Source organism: Chitinophaga sp. CF418, from assembly GCF_900142925.1.
Classification (GTDB): Bacteria; Bacteroidota; Bacteroidia; order Chitinophagales; family Chitinophagaceae; genus Chitinophaga.
In genome coordinates, this window is sequence record NZ_FRCN01000015.1 from 124,029 (window position 1) to 146,789 (window position 22,761).

Here is a 22,761-nt window from a genome sequence, read left to right on the forward strand (position 1 = left end):
GTTTTCTTACTTCTTTTTGACCTCATTCTTACATTAACGGCATTTTCTTATAGCATTTTTACTCTTTTTTTAGATTCCTCTTATCCGGTATTTACCTGTTCCTAACCCCGTGCTGGTAGTTTTGTGTTAAAAGAATTACCCATGAAGCATGTATTGATTCCAACAGATTTTTCTATCCGGTCTCTTCGCGTAGTGCACGGTGTGGTTGAGCGCTTTGGTGGTGAACCACTTAATATTGTTCTGATGCACGCGGTAGAAATGCCCGGCTCTATCATGGACCTGATGATGCTGTCCAGAAGGTCATCTTACTACGATCTCATTACAGCCGATTATAAAGATGCCTGTGAGATCATTAAAAATAAATACGCCTCTGTTATTCAATCGCTGAAAACTGAATTCCTGATCGGTAATGGTAAAGGGCTGTTCAGGAATTTCCTGTTATATCATAACATCGATGTGATAGCATGCGCTGCAAAGGACGAATTCCGCAAAGCAGGCGCAAGCAGCTACAACCCCGCAGAATTGATCAGAAAGAGCAAATACCCTGTACATCATATACCACTGGCGCCAAGAAAAGAGAAATACCTGGTATCCGCAATGTCGGAGTTGTTTGAAGTGTAGAACCATAAAACCGTTACAAGATGTTACTGAAGAAGAATATCCCGTTAAAATATGTTTTCGGGAAAATAAAGTATGAGATCCTGCTCGTAGCGGTATATACTTTGGTGATAGTATTACTGCACGACAGGTTTAATCTGAAAGACATGGCCATTCCCCTGTCTGTGCCTATGATCATGGGTACTGTTATTTCCTTGTTGCTGGCCTTTCGTTCCAATCAGGCGTATGACCGCTGGTGGGAGGCAAGAACGGTATGGGGAGCTATTGTAAATGATTCGCGTACGTTTTCAAGACAAGTGCTTTCATTCATAGATAGTTCTTATGATGGTGAAGAGATAGGGCATTTCAGAGAACGTATAGTACGCCGGCAGATAGCCTGGTGTTATGCCCTCAGCCAGTCCCTGCGTGGGCTGGACGCCCGGGAAGGGCTTGACAGGCATATCCCCAAGAGGGAGATATCACATGTGTGCCGGTACACCAACGTACCTATGGCATTGCTGGAATTGCACGCACGTGATCTGAACTATGCATTGAAACAGGGATGGATCAATGAATACCAGCAGATACAGCTGGATCAGACATTGAGCCGTTTATGTGATGGAATGGGTAAATGCGAGCGTATCAAGAATACGGTCTTTCCGGCTACTTACAGTCTTTACATCCATTTCGCACTGAACTTTTTCATCCTGTTATTGCCGTTTGCCCTGATAGAGTATTTCGGACTGGTGGAAGTGCCTATGGTAGTTGCGATTGCGGCTTCTTTCCTGCTGATAGAAAAGATGGCGATCCACCTGCAGGATCCGTTCGACAATAAACCTACGGATACGCCGATGACGGCAATATCGAGGAATATTGAACGTGATCTGAAGCAGATGTTGAATGATCATCATTTACCTGAAACTATCAACGCAGAACACAAATTCTATGTGATGTAATAACTGTTTTAAAGCCTACACTTACTTTACTCTGTTGGAGAAGGGATAACGTTCCGGTGCATACGAACAATAGCTCAATCAAGGATTACAGAAGGATTACTACAGCGCCGGACGTCATTCCAACATGGATATAGAGTGTTATATGGAGGAAACAAGTAAGGGAGCTTTCGCTCCCTTTTATTTTTCATACAGTATGATCAGAATAACATGCCGCTACCGCCACTCCTGGGTGCTTTGCCCAGATGTATATAGGCTTTCTCTGTAACTTCCCTGCCACGTGGCGTACGTTTGATAAAACCTTCCTGTATCAGGAATGGCTCATACACTTCTTCCAGGGTGCCGGCTTCTTCTCCTACAGCAGTAGCAATGGTGGTAATACCTACCGGACCGCCTTTGAAATTCTCAATGATCACCTGGAGAATGCGGTTGTCCATTTCATCCAGGCCGTATTCATCCACATTCAATGCTTTCAGGCTGAATTGTGCTATTTCAAGGTCGATAACGCCATTGCCTACCACCTGCGCAAAATCGCGTACACGTCTGAGCAAGCCATTGGCAATACGCGGAGTACCCCTTGAGCGACGGGCTATTTCCATCGCCGCATCTGAAGTGATCTTTGTCTGTAATAATCCCGCTGCCCGCCAGATGATCTTTTGCAGGGTAGTGGCGTTATAATATTCCAGTCTCGATTTGATACCAAAACGGGAGAGGAGTGGCGCAGTCAATAACCCTGAACGGGTGGTGGCACCTATCAGTGTAAAAGGATGTAGCGTGATCTGTATGGAGCGTGCACTGGGGCCGGTATCGATCATTATATCGATACGGTAATCTTCCATGGCTGAGTACAGGTACTCTTCCACCACAGTACTGAGGCGGTGGATCTCATCGATGAAGAGCACGTCCTTATCTTCCAGGTTGGTGAGCAGGCCTGCCAGATCGCCGGGTTTTTCTATCACCGGTCCGGAAGTTTCCCTGATGTTCACCCCCATCTCATTGGCCACAATGCGGGAAAGAGTTGTTTTCCCCAACCCGGGAGGGCCATGGAACAGAATATGGTCCAATGCTTCCCCTCTCATTTTGGCGGCCTTGATAAATATTTTCAGGTTCTCAATGATCTGGTCCTGCCCGGAGAAATCTACGATCTCCCGGGGCCGGATGCTATTCTCAAACTCCTTTTCTGCCGCGCTCTGGCGGTTTTCTTCTGGTCTTAGCGGATTAGACATATCGGGGCGAAAGTTACCAAAAATATAGCTGTTGCAAGACGCTGGTAATACATTGTGTGGTATATTTATGCAGCACCGCAAAATTTAACCCGGATAGCAATATGAGAAAGTATTATACTCTACTACCTGCCCTATGCCTGATCACCCTCATGACCCAGGGGCAGCAGATCAAAAAATCAGAAGTAAAACGCATATTATCCACACTAGCTGCAGATGACATGCAGGGACGTGAAACCTTCAAACCTGGTGCGGAAAAGGCCGCTGCATTCCTCGAAAAGGAATTCGCAGCTGCAGGACTGCAGCCGCTGGAAGGAGATAACGACTTCAGGCAATCATTTTTTCAATATGATACCCAACCGGTAAAACAGAAGGTGGTACTGAATGGAAAGGCTGCCCGGGCTGGGGTAGTGTTTGTAACCGGCGTGGAAAGTAATATCAGCTGGACACAGGACACTAAAGTGGAAATAGCCCATATCAACGCGGGCGATAATTTCGGTAACAAGGTACGGGAGCTGAAACGAGCTTCACATAATACCCTTGTATGGGTAGACAGTACGCAGATTGAAAAATTTAATCAGTATACCGGCGAAATACAGCTACATGGCACCAGTAAACAGGACAGTACTGCTACTGTTGTATTTATTTTAAAACAGCAGGCATCTGACGATGCTGGTACATGGTCAGTTCAGGTTTCACAACAAGTTACCCGTCTGCCCCTTTGTAATGTAGCTGGTATGATCGCCGGCAGCGGTAAACCGGATGAATATGTGATCTTTTCCGGTCACTACGATCATATCGGGATCCTGACACCGGTAGAACAGGACAGCATTGCCAATGGTGCTGACGACGATGCAAGTGGGGTTACCGCAGTATTGATGCTGGCGAAATATTTTAAAAAGCATCCTCCGGTACGTAGTATCCTGTTCGTGGCATTTACAGGGGAAGAGATCGGCGGTTATGGCTCCCGTTATTTCTCCCGCCAGCTGGACCCTGAAAAGATCGTGGCGATGTTTAACATAGAAATGATCGGTAAGGAGTCTAAATTCGGTAAGAATAGTGCCTTTATCACCGGTTATGAGCGTTCTGACTTCGGGCAGATATTAGGTCGCAACCTGGAGTCTTCCGTGTTCCATTTCTACCCTGATCCTTATCCTGAGCAGCAGCTTTTTTATCGTTCTGACAACGCTACCCTGGCAAGACTGGGAGTGCCGGCACATACAATCTCTACAACACAAATCGACAAAGACACGCTGTACCACAGTGTGAAAGATGAGATAGAAAGCATGGATTTTGACAATATCACCAGCATTATCCAGGCGATAGCGACCAGCGCCACTTCCATTGTGGATGGCAAGGATACGCCTACCCGCATAGACAAAGCAGCTGTCAGCAGCCGTAGATAGCCTTAAGGTATCATCTGGAGGATAATGTTCGGATCGGGGCAGTTGGCCAGGTATTTTTCCTTTTCACTGTAGCGGCATACGCCGGGATAATCTCCGTTGTTGCCTTCCATATCAGTGATGATCTGGAAATGCAGGTGAGGGGGCCAATGGCCATTCTCCGGGATATCCCCGAAATGGGCTATCTGCTGACCGGCTACGATCCGCATGTTCTCATGTAAGCCTTCGAGGTCACGCAGGGAAAGATGGCCATACAGGGTATGAAAAACATATCCCTCCAGTTGATGACGAAGAATGATAGTAGCGCCGTAATCGCCATGTATATCATTGAACCGGAAACTATGGACGGTGCCGTCCAATGGGGCAAATACCGGCGTACCGGGCGCTCCCCATATATCAATACCCAGATGCAGACGGCGGGGTTCATCAGCAGTAGAGAAATGCTCGCTGCGGGCATAGATGGTCCGGTGTTCCGCATAGCCTCCTATGCCGAAAATGCACTGATGATCGGTCAGTAGCTGGTTCACATAATCTGTGAACTTTTGGGTGTCATCCAGTATTTCCGCAGTGAGGGTCGTATTTCTGTCAGTGAAGTCCATGCCCAGCAGGCTGTCGTTTTCCGGATCAAATAATACGACTGGCTGAAAGGGCTGATAACGCTCGAGGATCTTTTCTAACATGCTGATGGGTTGAGAGCGTCAAATATAAAAAGAAAAGGCCACGGTACGTACCGTGGCCTTTTCTTTTCTATCTTCATCAGCCGGTGACTATGTTGATCATCCTGCCTTTTACAATCACTACTTTCTTTACAGGTTTGCCGTCAATCCATTTCTGAATGGCCTCGTTGACCAGCACCTCTTTCTCAATGGATTCATTGTCTGCATCGAGCGGGAAGCTCAGTTCAGTACGTGTTTTACCATTGACAGCTATCGGGTAGGTGAAGGCGCTCTCCTTAATGTATTTTTCTTCAAATACAGGATAAGCAGCATCCAGGATGCTGGTAGGATTGCCCAGCTGGTGCCACAGTTCCTGGGCAATATGCGGTGCATATGGCGTCAGTAATATTAATACCGGTTCCAGTACACTGCGCTTATTGCACTTCAGACTGCTCAGTTCATTTACACAGATCATGAACTGGCTGACTGCTGTATTGTAAGAGAAGTTTTCTGTGTCAGCATCTATCTTCTGAATGGTCTTGTGAAGGATCTTCAGCTCTTCAGGCGTAGCTGCAGTATCTGTCACAATGATGCCCTTCTGTTCGTCGGCAAACAGGCGCCACAGCTTTTTCAGAAAGCGGTGTACTCCTTCAATACCTTTGGTATCCCATGGTTTAGACTGTTCCACAGGTCCGAGGAACATTTCATACATGCGGAAAGTATCAGCACCGAACTTCTCCACTACATCATCCGGGTTCACGGTGTTGTATTTTCCTTTACTCATTTTTTCGAGCATAACACCGCAGATATATTTTCCGTCTTCCAATATGAATTCCGCATCTTTATTGGCAGGTCTCCAGTTCCTGAAAGCAACTATATCCAGTTCCAGACCATCTACGATGTTTACATCGGTATGTAATTCGTCAGTTTCGTACTTATCCTTCAAGCCATGGGAAACATAAGTATTAGTACCGCGAACACGATAAACCATGCGGGAACTTCCTCCGATCATACCCTGGTTGATCAGTTTCTTATATGGCTCCTGGAAGCTGATATACCCCAGGTCAAACAGTGCTTTTGTCCACATGCGTGAGTACAGCAGGTGACCCACTGCATGTTCTGTACCTCCTACATAAACATCAACCTGGTTCCAGTAATCTGTTGCTGCACGGTCTGCAAATACTCCTGTGTTCTGAGGATCAGTATAACGCAGGAAGTACCAGCTGCTTCCGGCATAACCGGGCATGGTATTGGTTTCGCGTCTGGTATCAGCATCAATATTTACCCAATCGGTAATGTTGGCCAGCGGGCCTTCACCTTCTTCCCCGGGTTTATAGTTCTCCACATGTGGCAGGGTAACCGGGAGGTCTTTCTCTTCAAGTGCATAAGGAACACCGTTCTTATATACGATCGGGAATGGCTCACCCCAGTAACGCTGGCGGCTGAAGCCAGAATCCCTCATCTTATAATTGATCTGTCGTTTGCCAATGCCCAGTGCTTCTATTTTGTCAGCTACCACATCCATGGCGGCGCGCATAGTCATGCCGTCCAGGAAGTCACTGTGTTGCAGAATGGCATCCTTGGTAGGATTAGCCTCTTCTCCGTTGAAAGCATCTCCGATAATGTTGGTGATCGGGATATTGAAATGTCTGGCAAAAGAATAGTCACGCTGGTCGCCGCAAGGCACCGCCATGATGGCGCCGGTACCATATCCGGCCAGTACATACTCAGAGATCCATACCGGGATACGGCGTCCATTGAACGGATTGAGCACATATGCACCGGTAAAGCAACCGGTGATCTGTTTTACTTCCGCCATGCGTTCACGTTCGGAACGGCTCTGTACATAGTCCAGGTACTTTTCAATTTCTGCTTTCTGATCTGCCGTAGTGATGCGGCTTACCAGGTCGTGTTCAGGCGCCAGTACCATAAAATCCACACCGAAGATGGTATCAGGACGGGTAGTATATACAGTCACGGAGCTGTCTGTAATGCCATCAAATGCAAAAGTGACCTCAGCACCCTGGCTCTTTCCGATCCAGTTGCGCTGCATTTCTTTCATGGCATCACTGTACTCGACGGTTTCCAGTCCTTCCAGCAGGCGGTTGGCGTACTCCGTAATACGGAGGAACCATTGCCTCATTTTCTTTTTGATAACAGGGTAGCCGCCTCGCTCACTTACACCGTTCACCACTTCGTCATTGGCCAGTACGGTTCCCAGGGCAGGGCACCAGTTCACTTCCGCAAAGGCCAGGAAGGCCAGACGGTAGTGCATAAGTATCTCGCGTTGGCGTATTTCGCCGAATTGCTTCCATTCGTCTGCTGTAAAGCTGATATTACGATCGCCGGGACATTCATAGGCCTTATTACCTGCCTTTTCAAAAGCAGCGATCAGTGTTTCGATGCGTTCTGCTTTTTGCAGGGAACGGTTGAACCAGCTGTCGAACAGCTGCAGGAAGATCCATTGTGTCCACTTGTAATAGCCAGGATCGCTGGTCTTTATTTCGCGATCCCAGTCAAAACTGAATCCTATATTGTCCAGCTGCCTGCGGAAGGCCGCCAGGTTGTTAGCTGTAGTAACTGCGGGGTGCTGACCGGTTTCCAGGGCATACTGCTCTGCCGGAAGGCCAAAGGCATCCCAGCCCATCGGATGAAGCACGTTAAAGCCTTTCAGTCTTTTATAACGGGCATAAATATCGGATGAAATATACCCCAGTGGATGCCCCACATGGAGTCCCGCCCCTGATGGGTAGGGAAACATATCCAGTACATAACATTTGGGTTTGGGGCTGTTGTTGCTAACCTGGTAAGCCTTTGTGTTTACCCAGTGTGCCTGCCACTTTTTCTCAATCGCCCTGAAATTGTATTCCATATAATAATTAAATAATCTGTCTTATCTGAACATGGGCTTTGTTTAGCGCCCACGCGCTGAGCTTAAAATAACGTTAAAGGACGACAAAAGTAAACATAACTGCTAATTTTTATTATTTTCGCCATTAAACGGTAGATTAATGGCGCAGCAACCCGGCAAATCATCATCAAAAAAATCCAAACCTTCCTATCTCTACTCTATTATTGGAGTGGCCTTAGTGCTTTTTCTGCTGGGAACACTCGGCCTGATTGTTATACATGCCAATAAACTTAGCGAATTTTTCAAGGAAAGTATTGAGATCCAGGTGATTCTGAGGGACAATGTGAAGGAAGAACAGGCTATCGCCCTGCGTGATTCCATCGCTTCCCGTCCTTATGTGAAGTCTATCGAATACGTATCCAAGGATATGGCCGCCGAGCGCTTTAAAAAGGAATTTGGAGAGGATTTTATCAACCTCCTGCAATATAACCCCTTGTATGCCAGCATCAACATCAAGGGGAATGCGCGTTATGTGAATCCTGACAGCCTGAAAGTGATCGAGGCTAATCTGACCCAACAGAACATTGTCAGGGAGATTTCCTATCAAAGAGGGCTGGTAAGCAAACTGAATGAGAATGTACGGAAGATAGGCCTCGTGATACTCGGTATCTGTATATTGCTCTCATTGGTAGTGATAGTACTTATCGACAATACGATCCGTCTGGCGATGTTCAGCAACCGTTTTCTGATCAAGACCATGCAGATGGTAGGCGCTACCCGCTGGTTCATTGCCAAGCCATTTGACCTGCGCAGCATCATTAACGGGGCCCTGAGCGCATTTCTCGCCATTGGCGGTGTGATAGGCATTGTGTATGGTGCAGACCAGTTGTTGCCCGAACTGGCAGGCATGAGGGACTATTTCATGATGGCGATACTGTTTATCGGCATGACCGTCATCGGGATCTGTATTTCACTGGTAAGTACACATCGTTCAGTAATGAAATATCTACGTCTGAAACTGGACGATCTATATTAATCTGATAATTTCACCATACGATACTATGAGTAAAACATCCAAGCATATCACCGTTGAAAAAGCAGGCGTAGAAGAACGTGCTGTTTTTGCAAAAGAGAATTACAAATTCATGATCGCCGGACTGGCTATCGTTGTTGTAGGCTTCCTGTTGATGATGGGAGGTAACAGTGATGATCCTAATTCATTCAAACCTGAAGAAGTATATAGCTTCCGCCGTATCACCCTGGCGCCGATTGTTATTGTGCTGGGACTGATCGTAGAGATTTATGCTATCATGCGTAAGCCTAAATAAGGGCGGATACAAAATATTGAATGTTCACGGCGATGAAATGCTCATCGCCTTTTTTTTGATAACAGTACTTCAGAACCTTAAACTTTTCTAATTGTCATGGACATCTGGCAGGCGATTATTATTGCGATTGTGGAAGGATTAACCGAATTCTTACCTGTATCATCAACAGGTCATATGGTGATCACCAGTGCATTGTTAAAGCTCAATAAAGACGAATTCACCAAACTGTTTGAAGTTTGTATCCAGCTGGGTGCCATCCTGGCGGTGGTAGTCTTATACTGGAGAAAATTCCTGGTATTCGATAAAAACAGGGTTAGTTTTTATGTTAAACTGATCGTGGCCGTATTACCAGCGCTGATCGTCGGATACTTATTTGCAGATCGCATTGACGCGCTGCTGGAAAGTCCGCTGGTAGTAGGTATCACCTTGTTGCTGGGTGGTATTGTGCTGTTATTTGTAGACAACTGGTTTACTCAGCCAACAGTAGAAAAGGATGAGCAGATGAACCTCTTCAAGGCTTTGCGCATCGGTTTCTGGCAATGTGTGGCCATGATACCTGGTGTGAGCCGCAGCGCCGCTACCATCATCGGTGGTATGCAGCAAAAGCTGACCCGCAATGTAGCCGCAGAATTTTCCTTCTTCCTGGCAGTACCTACCATGGCGGCAGCCACCGGTTATAAACTGCTGAAAGGCCGTGAACTGCTGATGTCCAATACTGACAACCTGAAGCTCCTGCTGGTAGGAAACATCGTGGCATTCATCGTAGCAATGATTGCCATAAAATTCTTCATAAACGCATTGAAGAAATACGGTTTCAGGGTATGGGGATACTATCGTATAGTGGTGGGTATCGCTATCCTGGCAGCTATCGGACTGGGTTACAAATTATCAGTATAAAATTAAATTTAAGATAAAAGGCAGGTCCCGGATCGCGAGGTCCGGGACTTTATTATTAATCACCCTTACCTATATGAGAGTTATTTCCCTCTTCCTGTGCTGTATGCTGATGACCTATGCTGTCGTAGCGCAACGTAATTATGTTCCTGGAGTGATCATTACCCCGCAGAATGATTCACTGAAAGGTTTTATAGATTTCCGCAACTGGTATCAGTCTCCCAATGAAATAGTCTTTAAGGAGAGCCTGTCGAACGCAGGTGAACAACGCTTTAAACCTACAGATATCAATGGGTTTAAAGTAGCCGAACCGGAAGTAGAATATGTAAGCCGGAAATTGCGTATTGATATTACTAAGCAGGACATCAACAGTCTGAATGAAAAAACTGAACGTATCGTACAGGATACACCGGTATTCCTGATGAGAATAGTAACAGGACGTTACAATCTGTACGAGTATATCGATAAATTTTCCAGGGTTCACTACGTGTATGATGCAGCTGATGTGCCGGCAACTGAACTGGAGTATGTGCAACAGTATGTAGAGCGTTCTTCTGGCAACAGTGGTATTTTTACGGAAGAAAAATATAAGGATCAGCTGGCGGCTCTGTTTGCAGATAATGCAGCGCTGGCAGGAAAGGCCCGGCAGATATCTTATCGGGAAGCCAATCTGAAAAAGCTGTTCCTCGCCTACAACAACAGTAAGGAACCAGGAGCCGGACCAAAGGAACCGGTAACCGTGCAGAAGAAAAAGCGCCTGCCAGTTACATATGGCATCATGGGTGGAATGGCTTTTACCAGCTATCCTTTCAAAGGTTCCGCTTTTATAGGACTGGGTGAATATGAAAACTCCAAAGGCCCTATAGGTGGTATCTGGGCGGATATTCCCCTGGGCCGTAACGGACGTAATATTTCATTTGTACCGGAGCTGTTATATAAAAAGCTGGAGACAAACGGGGTTTTGCATGGTACTTATAGTGGTGTTATTGTAAAATTTGCGTTTACCTATCTGCAGGTGAATACATTGTTCCGTTATACTTATCCTACTAAAACCGCTATAAGGCCTTATATCAATGTCGGAATAGGAAATGGATTCATAGTTAAAACAAATGAGAACGGAATGAAGAGAAGTCCCGACAGGGAGTGGGAAGAGGCAATTAACGGGCCCCGTAAATATGAACAGACACTGGTAGGTGGCATAGGCGTAAAGATCTACAAGGTGAATGCTGAAGTAAGATATACAACAGGCAACGGCTTCTCTCCTTATCCGGCAGGAAGAACCGGTATTCACAGCTTCCAGATCCTGGCGGCTTACGGTTTCTAACCTTTTACTGCCAGCAGCAATTCCAGGTCGGTATATTTCAGTTTGAACTTTTCACTGAGATGGTAATTGGTGAGGGCACCTTTGTAGAGATAGATACCATTACGTACACCGCGCTTGATCCAAACAAGATTTTCAAAACCGCCATCATCGGCCGCTTCCAGCAACAGAGGCATCAGTACATTACTGATCGCTTCTGATGCGGTGCGGGCAAATCCTGATGGGATGTTGGGAACGCAATAATGCACGACATCATATTTTTTGAAGACGGGGTTCTCATGGCTGGTGATCTCTGAGGTTTCGAAACAGCCGCCACGGTCGATGCTGACATCCACAATTACTGATCCCGCTTTCATATTGCTGACCATCGCTTCTGTTACAACAATAGGTGTACGGCCACTCTGGGACGACAATGCGCCTACGGCTACATCGGCATTACGGAGTTGTTCTGCCAGCACCTTAGGCTGCATAACAGAAGTGAATATACGTACGCCGATATTGTTCTGCAGACGTTTCAGCTTGTAGATATTGTTGTCAAATACTTTTACAGAAGCCCCTAAGGCCATCGCAGTTCTGGCTGCAAATTCGCCTACAATACCAGCCCCGATAATCACTACCTTGGTAGGAGGGATGCCGGTCACCCCACCCAGCAGAATACCTTTCCCTTTATTACCATTACTAAGGTACTGACCTGCGAGCAACATCACTGCACCACCGGCTATTTCGCTCATAGCCCTTACGATAGGATAAGTGCCCGCATCATCTTTCAGGTTCTCAAAAGAAAGAAGTGTGATCCTTTTCTCCATCATTTTCTGGACCTGTTCTATCTTCAGAGCCGCCAGGTGGATGGGAGAAATAACGATCTGATGAGGATGCAGCAGCTCTATTTCTTCATCATTCAGCGGAGCTGACTTTACGATGATCTCTGCTTTGAATACTTCTTTCTTGTCATACAGGATCTCGGCGCCTGCTTCTGAGAAATCGGTATCATAGAAATGTGAGCCGTCGCCGGCTTTATGTTCTACTACAATATGATGACCATTGCTGGCTAATATACTGACTGCATCTGGTGTCAATGCAATGCGGTTCTCCTGGAAGGAAGTCTCTTTAGGTATACCAATAAATAAACGGGAGTTTTTTTGTGGAATATCTAACGTTTCTTCCAGTGGTGAATACGTAAAGCCAGCACTCACAACAGGTTTTTGCCTTTGCTCCATATGATTATCAAGATTGGTCCGGGTGATTTTTTCCGCGTATCCAAAGATACGTCATTTGTTCAAAGCATTATCCGGCGCGTAAGCGCCTTTTTTTGTCAGGTAATACTGATAGCTGCAGCCGGACAGTATCCGGTGGCAGTAAGTCGTTAATGATGTCAGGCCATTCTACGAAACTGATTGCATGATCGTGGTATATTGTGTCCTCAACGCCTGCTGCTATAGCTTCTTCCTCGTCCTTCAGCCGGTAGAGGTCCAGGTGATATATGGTATATTCCTGACCGTTTTCCCGGAAAGCATATTCATTTATGATTGAAAAAGTAGGACTGGCAGTGGTATCTTCCACGCCTCTGGCAGTACAAAGCGCCTTTATGAAAGTGGTCTTACCTGCTCCCATCGGCCCTTCCAGGGTGAATATATGTTGCCCCTTGTAATATTGCCAGAAGCTTTCTGCGGTTGCCGGCAGCTCTTCATGAGAAAATGTCCATTCCATGCAGTAAATTTAGCTAATTACTATATCATTGGTTGCTACCGAGTTGCATTAAAAGTTGAACCAACCGGAACGAGTTGATAATCTGTACAATAAGCGGGTGCGTCGATACCCCGTTGCATTAATATTTTATTCACGTAAAACCGTGCTTGGTACTTTTGTGTAAGGTATTTTGATATTAATATTATTCGCTGAATCATGGAAACGATCAGTTGTAAAGTTAGAGGTATGCATTGCACCAATTGCGCGCAATCGGTGTCAAGATACCTGGAAAATAAAGGGATGCAGGATGTGAACGTGAGCTTCGCCACGGAAGAGTTGAGCTTTACCCTACCAGAGGGTATCACCTCTGCCAGTGATGTGCTGAACGGCATTAATCAGATGGGCTACCAGATTATATTGCCGAACCAACCTCAGCCCAAAAATCTGTTCCTGAAAACCCTGACCTTTAAATTCTTTTTCAGCGCTGTTTTTACCGCTCCCTTATTATTGCATATGTGGGTGAACTGGGCCTGGTTGCATAATACCTATGTACAGCTGGCCTTGGCTACTCCTGTATACCTCATGGGGATGTGGCACTTCGGCCGTAGCGCCTGGAGATCACTGGTGAACAGGCTGGCCAATATGGACGTCCTGATCACACTGGGCGCCACAGCCGCTTACGGGTACAGCCTTACAGGTACCCTGCTGCACCTGGGCGGCGATTATATGTTCTACGAAACAGCAGCAGCTATTATAACCCTGGTATTCCTGGGGAACCTGCTGGAAGAGCGCTCCGTAAAGCAAACCACTACCGCCATTGCCGATCTGGCAAGAATGCAGGTCACCACCGCAAGACTGATCCAGGAACATGGCAATCATGAACATATTCATATTGTCGATAACCAGACCCTGAAACCGGGAGATAAAGTACTGGTAAATACCGGCGACAAGATTCCGATGGACGGCACTATTTACTGGGGCAGCGGCCATATCAATGAGTCTATGATAACCGGTGAAAGCGCTCCTGTGGCCAAAAGCGAAAAGCATAAGGTCATCGGTGGCACCATCCTGGAAGAAGGCAGTATCAAAATGTTCATTACTGCCACCGGTAAGGATACCGTATTATCCTATATCATAGAACTGGTAAAACAGGCGCAGAGCGCGAAGCCCAATATGCAAAAGCTGGCAGACAGGATCAGCGGCATTTTCGTACCATTGGTGCTGGGTATTGCCATTGTCACCTTCCTGGGATGGGCCATTTTTGGTAATGTGACCACCGGTGAAGCCATCATGAAAAGCATCGCAGTGCTGGTAATTGCCTGTCCCTGCGCCATGGGCCTGGCTACACCTGCCGCAGTAATGGTCGGGCTGGGACGTGCCGCCCACAACGGTATACTCATCAAAGGCGCCAATACACTGGAAGCATTTAAGGATATTAAATATGTGGTGCTGGATAAAACCGGTACCCTCACTACTGGTAAACTGCAGATAGGTAACTATCATTTTGAAGGAATGACAGAACAGGAGTTCAAAAAGATGGTCTATAGCCTGGAGAAATACTCTTCTCACCCTATAGCCCGCTCTCTTTCCGGCTTATGGAAAGGAGAGGGAGAAACGCCCTTACAACAGGTAAGGGAGATAAAAGGCCGGGGTATGCAAGCCAAAGACGCAGCAGGTAATGAGTGGCAGCTGGGTTCTTTTGTAATGGCAGAAAAGGTCATCTCAGATGACAGTCATAACATCTATCTGCTGAAGAACGGGCAATTGGCTGGGTGGATCGATTTTACGGATGAGATAAGGCCTGATGCTGCGCTAATGGTTAAACAGCTACAGCAAGGTGGGATTAAAACAGTATTATTGAGTGGGGATACTGAGCGTAAATGCCAGGAACTGGCTGCTCAGACAGGTATTACGGAAGTGTTTGCAAGACAAACTCCCGAGCAGAAGTTACAAAAGATAGACGCCCTCATGAAAGAGGCTGCCGTAGCCATGGTGGGAGACGGTATCAATGATGCACCGGCACTGGCCAGGGCCAGTATTGGTATCTCCCTGAGTGATGCTACTCATGTGGCCATGCAGAGCGCCAATGTCATATTACTAAACAACCGCCTTTCTTCCCTGCCGCTTGCGCTGGGACTGGGGCGTCACACCTATCTTACCATCAAACAGAATCTTTTCTGGGCTTTCATCTATAATATCATCGCTATTCCTTTTGCCGCCTTCGGAGTATTAAGCCCTATATCCGGAGCAGGCGTCATGGCGCTTTCTGACATTGTACTGGCAGTGAATTCTGTGAGACTGCGTTATAAGAAAGTGATCTGACAGCTGGCGTGTGCAGATGTGAGCAATTCTTTATTTTTACAGCTGCACTGATATGGCCAATCCATCCGACATACTCAAAAAATACTGGGGATATACACAATTCCGTCCTTTACAGGAAGAGATCATCCAATCTGTCAGCAGTGGAACGGACACACTCGCCCTGCTGCCGACAGGTGGCGGGAAGTCCATCTGTTTCCAGGTACCGGCCCTGCTGAAGGAAGGTGTATGTATAGTAGTCACACCACTCATCGCCCTGATGAAAGACCAGGTGGCCAATCTGCAAAAGCGGAATATACCGGCAGTAGCTATTTATGCCGGCATGTATTACCAGGATGTGGAAAGACTGCTGGAGGAGGCCCGCAGAGGGAAATACAAATTTCTCTATGTCTCTCCTGAACGTCTTCAAAGCAAGCGTTTCCTGGAATATTGCGACGGCATGCCTGTGAATCTGCTGGCTATTGATGAAGCCCACTGTATCTCCCAGTGGGGATATGATTTCAGGCCGGCCTATCTTGAAATTGCCTCCATCAGGACTTATTTCCCGGGAGTGCCTTTATTGGCACTGACCGCATCGGCTACTCCCAAAGTACAGCAGGACATCTGTGAGAAGCTGCTGATGAAACAGCCGGCCATATTCACCAAAAGTTTTGCCCGCCATAATCTTTCCTATAGCGTCATTGAAGAAGATAATAAACCGGAGAAATTAAAGCATATCCTGCAACGTGTACAAGGCAGCGCTATTGTATATTGCCGTAACCGTAAGCGCACGCGTGAAGTGGCTGATATGCTGGAGCAGAGTGGTATTGCTGCTACCTATTATCACGCCGGATTAACAGGGGAGGAGCGCACTGTGCGACAGGAGTTATGGCTAAACAACCGGATTAGGGTAATGGCATGCACCAATGCCTTTGGTATGGGTATAGACAAGCCCGATGTGCGTGTGGTGATTCACTACGATGCTACTGATGGACTGGAATCATATTACCAGGAAGCAGGCCGCGCCGGAAGAGATGAAAAGAAGGCATATGCAGTACTGATGTACCAGCAGCAGGAACTGACAGAGATGGTCAGGATGATGGTACTACAGTTTCCTGAGGTGACAGAGATCCGTGAGGTGTACCAATGTCTCGTGAATTACCTCCAGGTGGCAGTAGGTAGTGCAGAAGGTGTTTACTATGATTTTGACATCAATGATTTTGTCCGGAAGTTTGAACTGAATATTACGACTACATATAGTGCATTGAAGATACTGGAGCAGGAAGGTATCCTGCAACTGAGTGAAAGTGTGTTTATGCCTTCCCGTGTTGAGTTTGTTATCAGCAAGCAGACGCTGTATGATTTTACAGATATGCAGCCCGTATTCGATGCCTTGCTGCAAACGTTGTTGCGTACTTATGAAGGCATTTTTGATACGCCTGTACCAATATATGAAAGGCAGGTAGCGAGGCTGATGAGAAAGCCGGAATCACAGATCATAGAATGGCTGCAGCAGTTACATCAGCGTCGTATCCTGAAGTATAATCAACGCAAAGAAGAACCGCAGTTATGCTTTACACAGGAGCGTGTTTCTGCACAACATTTGCGTATTGACAGCGCCAGAATAAAAGAGAGGATGAAGGTTTACAAGGAGCGGCTGGACGCCATGCTGGATTATATCCGGAATAAGGATGTATGCCGTACACAGGCACTGGTACGGTATTTTGGAGAGAAGTACACAGCTGACTGTGGCATCTGCGATGTATGTATAGAGAAGAAGAAAAAGCCGCTGGAAGGAAAGGCAGCAGAAGAAATAGCGGTACAACTGATGGCACAACTGCAGCCTGAGCCGACGGAGTGGGTAGATGTGTGTAACAGGTTATCATCAGTAAAAGAAGACGCATTGCTGGAAGTGATGCAGTTCCTGATAGCGGAAGGAAGAGCGGGGAGAGATGCCCTTGGGAGAGTACATTTATTGTAAGTACTTATAAAAGCAAGATAGGCCGTATCAGGTATTTGATACGGCCTATCTTGCTTTATATCGTTGCTGTTAGAGCTTGATGATCTTACCTTCTTTACTGCTCTGGAAAGCAGTTTCAATCACACGGATCACATTTACGGCATCTGCTGGCTCTACAGGTACCGGTGCGCCTTTGGTGAGCGCCTTGTGCATACCGTCAAAATATTCCAGGTAGTCGCCTTTAGGAGAAGGCAGGTATGCCCGGATCACCTGACCGTCCTTCTCTGTGTGCATCAGGCCCCATTCATGAATACCTTCCACGCCCCATCCGGGAGCGCCCGGCAGCAGGCCCTGTTGCAGCATGGTTTCCTGTGTATCGGCTTTTGTCTTAATGAAAGAGCCTTTACGTCCATGGAACTGGTAAGAGGGGATAGGCTCCCTGGTGATGTAACTACATTTCAGACGTACACGTAATTTATCGTAGAAGAATACCAACTCGAAATAATCATCTACAAGAGAATCTTTACGGATGATGCGGATATCCGCCCATATAGCCTCCGGTAAACCGAATAACTGTAATGCCTGATCTACCAGGTGTGAGCCCAGGTCGTACAGGCCGCCGGTACCTGGTAAAGCGGATTCCTTGTGTTTCTTGTAGCTTAATTCCTCACGGAAACGGTCATAGTGAATCTCTGCCTCCAGGATGTCTCCCAGGTCGCCGCTGGCAATTACCTGCTGTACGATCTTGAAATCACTATCAAAACGGCGGTTATGGTATACGCTCAGTAACAGTCCCTTGCTTTTGGCCAGTTCCGTCAGTTCCTGCCCTTCCACAGATGCAACAGTGAATGGTTTTTCCACGATCACATGTTTACCGGCATTCAATGCAGCCTTGGTATATTCGTAGTGTGTATAGTTAGGCGTGTTGACGATGATCAGTTCCAGGGAATCGTCCTGAAGCATCTCTTCCACACTCTTGTAAACCTTCACATCCGGATACCTTTCCTGCGCCATGTGTTTACTTCTTTCCACCACGGCCGTGAATGCAAACCCGGGATGCACATGAATAAAAGGAGCGTGAAAAATATGGCCCGACATGCCATATGCACATATACCGGTCTTGATAATTCTTTCCATGAAATCCTGGTTTTGGTCTGTTAGGGCAATAAGATAGTGAATATTCGGTATTTCTTAGAACCAGCTGCTTTTCTTACTGCTTTTACCACCCAGTCCCAGTGCTCCCAGCAGGCTGCGGGTAATGATGTTTGCCGCAGTACGGCCGGCCTGGCGTGCAGCAGAACTGGTCAGCACGGTTTCAAGAATGCCCTTTTCTTCTTTCTGTCTGCCTCCGCCTTTCGGGGATGTCTTTTCTTCCTTCTCCTGAGCCGTTTTTTCGGCTGCTTCCTCCAGTTTGGCATTCAGTATCTCATAAGCGCTTTCAGCGTCTATTTCGCGGTTATATTTCTTTACCAGTTTGGATGAGTTGACGATAGCATCAGCCTCTGCATCCGACAGTACATCCATACGGGAGCGTGGTGCTACCAGCATGGTAGCCGCCAATGGCGTTGGTTGCCCTTTTTCATTCAGACAGGTGAACAGTGCTTCCCCTATACCGATCTGTGTCAGTAATTCATCTGTTTTATAGAATTCAGACAGCGGATAGTTCTCTGCTGTTTGTTTGATGGACTTTCTGTCATTGGCAGTGAAAGCGCGTAATGCATGTTGCACTTTCATACCCAGCTGCCCCAACACAGACGGTGGAACGTCCATCGGGTTCTGTGTACAGAAGAAAATGCCTACTCCCTTGGAACGGATCAGCTTAATGATAGTCTCAATCTGCTGTAGCAATGCTGTACTGGCCTCCTGGAAAATGAGGTGAGCCTCATCGATGAACATCACCAGTTTAGGTTTTTCAAGATCGCCTTCTTCCGGTAGTATAGCATAAAGTTCAGCCAGCAGGCTTAACATGAAAGTGGAGAATAACTTCGGACGATCCTGTATGTCGGCTACCCTTACGATAGAGATAATCCCCCTGCCATCATCGCTGATACGCATCAGATCATCTACTTCGAAAGACGCCTCTCCAAAGAAAAGATCTGCGCCCTGTTGTTCCAGACCAACCACCTTACGAAGAATAGTACCTGCCGATGTGGTGGAGATCTTTCCGTAGTCTTTTTCCATTTCAGCCTTGCCTTCATCACTCACATACTGCAACACTTTTTTGAAATCTTTCAGATCTAGCAGTGGCAGTTTATTATCATCACAGTATTTGAATATCATGGAGACCAGACCTTCCTGGGTATCGTTCAGTTCCAGTACCTTGGAGAGCAGCACCGGCCCGAATTCACTCACAGTAGCTCGGAGACGGGCGCCTTTTTCCTTACTAAGGGAAAGGAGTTCTGTTGGATAAGCTGAAGGTGACCAGCTACCGCCTATTTTCTGGTAACGCTCATCGATCTTGGGATTGCCGGTTCCTGCAGCAGCAATACCGCTCAGGTCTCCTTTAATGTCCATCAGCAGTACAGGTACGCTGGCGTCGCTCAAAGCTTCTGCAATCACCTGCAGGGTTTTGGTTTTACCAGTACCGGTGGCGCCGGCTATGAGACCATGTCTGTTTAATGTTTTCAGGGGGAGGGAAACATCTGCTCCGGCTATTACTTCGCCATCCAGCATGGCACATCCCAGTTTAATATGTTCACCTTTAAAGGAATAACCATCCTGTATGTACTCCAGAAATGCTTCTTTCGTTGCCATGGTGTATAAAATTTTTGTTGAAGATATGGAAAAGCGGTTTTGGACAAAAGGGGGAATAAAAAAATCAGGAACAACGCATAAAAAATAATGCAGATGCATTTATTCTTCATGCTTAGTTCCTGATGTTATTTTTTGCCGTTTGCTGGCAGCCTTATAGTTCTTCTTCTCTTTCAAGCAATAAGATAGCGCCCTGGGGAACGATGAAATACTTCTCGCCCTGATAGGATACTTCTGTAGAGCCGCTTAACAGGAAGATGGCCAGATCGCCTTCTTTTGCCTGGAGGGGAATATATTTCACTTTCTCCTCTTCCGGCTTCCATGCCTCATCCTCTTCGCTGGGTAATGGCAATGCATAACCAGGCCCGGTTTTGATCACATAACCCTGCTGTACCTTTTCCCTTTCCTGCATGCCGGGAGGAAGATATAAGCCACTGTCTGTGCGTTCGTTAGGAGTGGTTAGTTTAATAAGCACCCGGTCTCCTACAACTATTAGCTTCTTCAATTTATTGTCTTGAGTCAAATGTATAGCCATGGTAATATACCTCCGCCAAAGGTATTACAAAATGCGTGCAGCAGGAGTATGCGGTGCCAATATGGCACAGTTATGCATCTGCCAGCCGGAATGTATCGGCCACTCTGATACCTTTTTCTGTCAATTGCAGGGTGCAACACTCCGTAACGGGGTCATGCTCAAAAAAGAGAACGTAGTTGTTCTCCACAGCCTCTTGTAAAAAGCTCTTTTTCTCCTGCAGGGTTGTCAGCGGGAACATATCGTATGCCATTACGTAAGGGATAGGGATATGCCCCGTGCTGGGCAGGAGGTCGGCCATATAAACGATAGTCTTGTCCTTGTATCGTATCTGCGGCAGCATCATGGAGTCTGTATGTCCGAATACAAAGCGGATATTGAAATCATTACTGAAAGGAATGCCTTCCTCGCGGGGAATGAATTTCAGCTGTCCACTTTCCTGTATAGGCAGGATATTTTCCTTCAGAAAAGAGGCTTTTTCCCGCTCGTTGGGCTTGGTTGCCCAGTCCCAATGCTCCTGGTTGCTCCAGAAACTGGCATTTTTAAAGGCAGGTGCCAGTTTATCTCCCTGTCTTTCTATACTACCGCCACAGTGGTCAAAGTGCAGATGTGTCAGGAATACGTCGGTAATATCATCACGGTGAAAGCCATGTTTTGCCAGGGATGCATCGATGCTGGCATCTCCGTGCAGGTAATAATGGCTGAAGAATTTCTCGTCCTGTTTATTGCCAATACCGGTATCTATCAGGATCAGGCGGTCGCCGTCTTCTATCAGCAGGCTACGCATGGCCCATGAGCACATGTTGTTCTCGTCTGCCGGATTCAGTTTGTTCCAGATGCTTTTAGGCACTACGCCAAACATGGCGCCTCCGTCCAGTTTAAAATGGCCTGTATCTATACTGTATAAGTTCATGATTGGATCAGTTTGGATGCTGAAGTTCGTGAATTTCAGTTTCCGGCAGCAAGCCTTTTTTGTTTTTGCAGTGCTGAATAGAGCCAGATCAAACCTATCGCAAAGAATACGATCAGTGCCAGTACAGAGTTCCGCATACTACCTGTCAGCTCATGGATATAGCCGAAAGTGATCATCCCTATGGCAATAGACAATTTCTCTACCACATCATAGTAGCTGAAGAATGAAGCGGTATCGTCTGTTTCAGGCATCAGTTTGGCGTAGGTAGAACGGCTCAGGGATTGTACCCCACCCATTACCAGACCTACCGCTATGGCCAGCAAATAAAAGTCTGTAGCCGTCTGCATGCGATATCCTGCCAGGCAGATGCATACCCACAGGACAACCACCACCATTAATACAGGGAGGTTCCCAAATTTGCCCGATAGTCTGGCTATTCCCCAGGCGCCGAGTACCGCTACTATCTGGATGGCTACCACGGCCATTATCAATTTGTCAGCAGGCAATCCCAGTTCCTGACTGCCGAAGATAGTAGCGGCCATCATCACTGTCTGAACGCCCATGCTGTAAAAGAAGAATCCACGCAGGAATCTTTTCAGTACAGGCATCCCGCTTACCTGTGCAAATACTTTTTTGAGCTCCCGGAAACCTTCTGTCAGCGCGCTGGCGCTATGTTGCTGTACAGTTGCCTTAGAGGCCGGCAGGCGTATAAAGGTGATCTGTGCAAAGCCTATCCACCAGAGGCCTGTCAACAGAAAAGTAATACGTACAGGCATACCACCATCAATACCGAATGGCTTCACTACTACAAGGGCAAAGCCGATCAGCTGTAACAGCACACTGCCTATATATCCCATCGCATAACCTTTCGCACTGATGCGGTCGCGGTCTTCTACGACGGCTATTTCGGGCAGATAGGAGTTGTAGAATACTAACCCGCCGCAATATCCCAGCGTGGCCAGTATAAAGAAGATGGCGCCGTATTCAACACTGGGATTCGGTCCTGTGAAGTTAAACAAAGCGCAACAGCTTAATCCTCCCAGCCAGGTGAACAGCATGAGATATCTTTTCTTATTACCTCTTGTATCTGCAATGGAAGAGAGTATGGGCGACAACAGTGCTGCCAGTATAAAAGCGGCAGCCATAGAGTAATCGTACAATGCAGAGTTCACGAAGGTTCTTCCGAAGAAGCTTACATTGTTACCGTTGGTATCAGAGTGCGTAATAGTAGTGAAATAAATAGGGAAAAAAGTGGTGGTAATTACCAGGTTGTATACCGAGTTGGCCCAGTCATACATTGCCCAGCCATTGATTACTTTTTTACTGGCAGTTTGCATATGAGTAAGTAAGTTAATGAATCAAAAATAAGGTATATGGAGCTTGTTGAATCAATGC

The 22,761-nt window shown here is 46.8% G+C and carries 19 protein-coding genes; 9 read left to right on the top strand and 10 right to left on the bottom strand.

Features of this window, described 5'->3' with window-relative positions; translation table 11 throughout:
* Positions 1 to 141: 141 nt before the first annotated feature.
* Entirely contained in the window at positions 142 to 621 is a 480-nt protein-coding gene (locus F3I09_RS28250) for a hypothetical protein (RefSeq protein ID WP_149698414.1), read from the top strand.
* A gap of 20 nt (positions 622 to 641) precedes the next feature.
* Positions 642 to 1,553, top strand: coding sequence for a bestrophin family protein (locus F3I09_RS28255; RefSeq protein WP_149698415.1), 912 nt, complete (start codon positions 642 to 644; stop codon positions 1,551 to 1,553).
* 197 nt (positions 1,554 to 1,750) lie between these two features.
* Here F3I09_RS28255 and ruvB read toward each other — a convergent pair whose 3' ends face one another.
* Positions 1,751 to 2,776, bottom strand: a complete 1,026-nt coding sequence (ruvB, locus tag F3I09_RS28260; RefSeq protein WP_149698416.1) for a Holliday junction branch migration DNA helicase RuvB — start codon at positions 2,774 to 2,776, stop codon at positions 1,751 to 1,753.
* A 101-nt stretch (positions 2,777 to 2,877) separates the two neighbouring features.
* Between ruvB and F3I09_RS28265 the strand changes: the two genes are divergently transcribed.
* Complete coding sequence (locus tag F3I09_RS28265) at positions 2,878 to 4,179, top strand: M28 family metallopeptidase (RefSeq protein ID WP_149698417.1); 1,302 nt, start codon at positions 2,878 to 2,880, stop codon at positions 4,177 to 4,179.
* Between the two features lie 2 nt (positions 4,180 to 4,181).
* On the opposite strand, the gene F3I09_RS28270 is transcribed toward F3I09_RS28265, so the two are convergent.
* Both F3I09_RS28270 and leuS read right to left on the bottom strand, forming a co-directional pair.
* Positions 4,182 to 4,856 carry a peptidoglycan DD-metalloendopeptidase family protein gene (locus F3I09_RS28270; protein WP_149698418.1) on the bottom strand — a complete coding sequence of 225 codons (675 nt, stop codon included), beginning with the start codon at positions 4,854 to 4,856 and terminating at the stop codon, positions 4,182 to 4,184.
* A gap of 76 nt (positions 4,857 to 4,932) precedes the next feature.
* The gene (gene leuS / locus F3I09_RS28275) at positions 4,933 to 7,704 is read right to left on the bottom strand and encodes a leucine--tRNA ligase (RefSeq protein ID WP_149698419.1); all 2,772 of its coding nucleotides are present in this window, start codon (positions 7,702 to 7,704) and stop codon (positions 4,933 to 4,935) included.
* A 139-nt stretch (positions 7,705 to 7,843) separates the two neighbouring features.
* Between leuS and F3I09_RS28280 the strand changes: the two genes are divergently transcribed.
* From F3I09_RS28280 to F3I09_RS28295, 4 genes are all read left to right on the top strand, one after another.
* The gene (locus tag F3I09_RS28280; RefSeq protein ID WP_149698420.1) at positions 7,844 to 8,719 is read left to right on the top strand and encodes an ABC transporter permease; all 876 of its coding nucleotides are present in this window, start codon (positions 7,844 to 7,846) and stop codon (positions 8,717 to 8,719) included.
* A 25-nt stretch (positions 8,720 to 8,744) separates the two neighbouring features.
* The gene (locus tag F3I09_RS28285; protein ID WP_149698421.1) at positions 8,745 to 9,011 is read left to right on the top strand and encodes a DUF3098 domain-containing protein; all 267 of its coding nucleotides are present in this window, start codon (positions 8,745 to 8,747) and stop codon (positions 9,009 to 9,011) included.
* Positions 9,012 to 9,107: 96 nt separating this feature from the next.
* The gene (locus tag F3I09_RS28290) at positions 9,108 to 9,908 is read left to right on the top strand and encodes an undecaprenyl-diphosphate phosphatase (protein WP_149698422.1); all 801 of its coding nucleotides are present in this window, start codon (positions 9,108 to 9,110) and stop codon (positions 9,906 to 9,908) included.
* A gap of 73 nt (positions 9,909 to 9,981) precedes the next feature.
* Positions 9,982 to 11,229, top strand: a complete 1,248-nt coding sequence (locus F3I09_RS28295) for an outer membrane beta-barrel protein (protein WP_149698423.1) — start codon at positions 9,982 to 9,984, stop codon at positions 11,227 to 11,229.
* Here the strand turns inward: F3I09_RS28295 and F3I09_RS28300 are convergent.
* Both F3I09_RS28300 and tsaE read right to left on the bottom strand, forming a co-directional pair.
* On the bottom strand, positions 11,226 to 12,443 hold the full coding sequence (locus F3I09_RS28300; protein ID WP_149698424.1) for an alanine dehydrogenase: 1,218 nt from the start codon (positions 12,441 to 12,443) through the stop codon (positions 11,226 to 11,228). The two genes, F3I09_RS28295 and F3I09_RS28300, sit on opposite strands and share 4 nt — an antisense overlap.
* Before the next feature lie 67 nt (positions 12,444 to 12,510).
* On the bottom strand, positions 12,511 to 12,933 hold the full coding sequence (gene tsaE, locus F3I09_RS28305) for a tRNA (adenosine(37)-N6)-threonylcarbamoyltransferase complex ATPase subunit type 1 TsaE (RefSeq protein ID WP_149698425.1): 423 nt from the start codon (positions 12,931 to 12,933) through the stop codon (positions 12,511 to 12,513).
* A gap of 195 nt (positions 12,934 to 13,128) precedes the next feature.
* Here tsaE and F3I09_RS28310 point away from each other — a divergent pair, with 195 nt between their 5' ends.
* Complete coding sequence (locus F3I09_RS28310; protein ID WP_149698426.1) at positions 13,129 to 15,234, top strand: cation-translocating P-type ATPase; 2,106 nt, start codon at positions 13,129 to 13,131, stop codon at positions 15,232 to 15,234.
* A 52-nt stretch (positions 15,235 to 15,286) separates the two neighbouring features.
* On the top strand, positions 15,287 to 17,191 hold the full coding sequence (locus tag F3I09_RS28315) for an ATP-dependent DNA helicase RecQ (protein WP_149698427.1): 1,905 nt from the start codon (positions 15,287 to 15,289) through the stop codon (positions 17,189 to 17,191).
* Between the two features lie 69 nt (positions 17,192 to 17,260).
* On the opposite strand, the gene F3I09_RS28320 is transcribed toward F3I09_RS28315, so the two are convergent.
* The 5 genes from F3I09_RS28320 to F3I09_RS28340 all read right to left on the bottom strand — a co-directional run bounded on the left by F3I09_RS28320 (position 17,261) and on the right by F3I09_RS28340 (position 22,703).
* Positions 17,261 to 18,307 (bottom strand): Gfo/Idh/MocA family oxidoreductase, encoded by a 1,047-nt coding sequence (locus F3I09_RS28320; RefSeq protein WP_149698428.1) that lies wholly within the window; start codon positions 18,305 to 18,307, stop codon positions 17,261 to 17,263.
* Between the two features lie 54 nt (positions 18,308 to 18,361).
* A complete protein-coding gene (locus tag F3I09_RS28325; protein WP_149698429.1) occupies positions 18,362 to 19,924 on the bottom strand; it encodes a helicase HerA-like domain-containing protein in 1,563 nt (520 codons plus the stop codon).
* 151 nt (positions 19,925 to 20,075) lie between these two features.
* On the bottom strand, positions 20,076 to 20,426 hold the full coding sequence (locus F3I09_RS28330) for a co-chaperone GroES family protein (RefSeq protein WP_223233418.1): 351 nt from the start codon (positions 20,424 to 20,426) through the stop codon (positions 20,076 to 20,078).
* Positions 20,427 to 20,526: 100 nt separating this feature from the next.
* Positions 20,527 to 21,366 (bottom strand): MBL fold metallo-hydrolase, encoded by an 840-nt coding sequence (locus F3I09_RS28335; RefSeq protein ID WP_149698430.1) that lies wholly within the window; start codon positions 21,364 to 21,366, stop codon positions 20,527 to 20,529.
* A gap of 35 nt (positions 21,367 to 21,401) precedes the next feature.
* On the bottom strand, positions 21,402 to 22,703 hold the full coding sequence (locus F3I09_RS28340) for an MFS transporter (protein WP_149698431.1): 1,302 nt from the start codon (positions 22,701 to 22,703) through the stop codon (positions 21,402 to 21,404).
* Positions 22,704 to 22,761 lie beyond the last annotated feature (58 nt).

Excerpts from the sequence above, each read along its gene's own strand:
- F3I09_RS28250 (WP_149698414.1), top strand. The coding sequence starts at position 142 with ATGAAGCATGTATTGATTCCAACAGATTTTTCTATCCGGTCTCTTCGC.
- F3I09_RS28255 (WP_149698415.1), top strand. The coding sequence starts at position 642 with ATGTTACTGAAGAAGAATATCCCGTTAAAATATGTTTTCGGGAAAATA.
- ruvB (WP_149698416.1), bottom strand. The coding sequence starts at position 2,776 with ATGTCTAATCCGCTAAGACCAGAAGAAAACCGCCAGAGCGCGGCAGAA.
- F3I09_RS28265 (WP_149698417.1), top strand. The coding sequence starts at position 2,878 with ATGAGAAAGTATTATACTCTACTACCTGCCCTATGCCTGATCACCCTC.
- F3I09_RS28270 (WP_149698418.1), bottom strand. The coding sequence starts at position 4,856 with ATGTTAGAAAAGATCCTCGAGCGTTATCAGCCCTTTCAGCCAGTCGTA.
- leuS (WP_149698419.1), bottom strand. The coding sequence starts at position 7,704 with ATGGAATACAATTTCAGGGCGATTGAGAAAAAGTGGCAGGCACACTGG.
- F3I09_RS28280 (WP_149698420.1), top strand. The coding sequence starts at position 7,844 with ATGGCGCAGCAACCCGGCAAATCATCATCAAAAAAATCCAAACCTTCC.
- F3I09_RS28285 (WP_149698421.1), top strand. The coding sequence starts at position 8,745 with ATGAGTAAAACATCCAAGCATATCACCGTTGAAAAAGCAGGCGTAGAA.
- F3I09_RS28290 (WP_149698422.1), top strand. The coding sequence starts at position 9,108 with ATGGACATCTGGCAGGCGATTATTATTGCGATTGTGGAAGGATTAACC.
- F3I09_RS28295 (WP_149698423.1), top strand. The coding sequence starts at position 9,982 with ATGAGAGTTATTTCCCTCTTCCTGTGCTGTATGCTGATGACCTATGCT.
- F3I09_RS28300 (WP_149698424.1), bottom strand. The coding sequence starts at position 12,443 with ATGGAGCAAAGGCAAAAACCTGTTGTGAGTGCTGGCTTTACGTATTCA.
- tsaE (WP_149698425.1), bottom strand. The coding sequence starts at position 12,933 with ATGGAATGGACATTTTCTCATGAAGAGCTGCCGGCAACCGCAGAAAGC.
- F3I09_RS28310 (WP_149698426.1), top strand. The coding sequence starts at position 13,129 with ATGGAAACGATCAGTTGTAAAGTTAGAGGTATGCATTGCACCAATTGC.
- F3I09_RS28315 (WP_149698427.1), top strand. The coding sequence starts at position 15,287 with ATGGCCAATCCATCCGACATACTCAAAAAATACTGGGGATATACACAA.
- F3I09_RS28320 (WP_149698428.1), bottom strand. The coding sequence starts at position 18,307 with ATGGAAAGAATTATCAAGACCGGTATATGTGCATATGGCATGTCGGGC.
- F3I09_RS28325 (WP_149698429.1), bottom strand. The coding sequence starts at position 19,924 with ATGGCAACGAAAGAAGCATTTCTGGAGTACATACAGGATGGTTATTCC.
- F3I09_RS28335 (WP_149698430.1), bottom strand. The coding sequence starts at position 21,366 with ATGAACTTATACAGTATAGATACAGGCCATTTTAAACTGGACGGAGGC.
- F3I09_RS28340 (WP_149698431.1), bottom strand. The coding sequence starts at position 22,703 with ATGCAAACTGCCAGTAAAAAAGTAATCAATGGCTGGGCAATGTATGAC.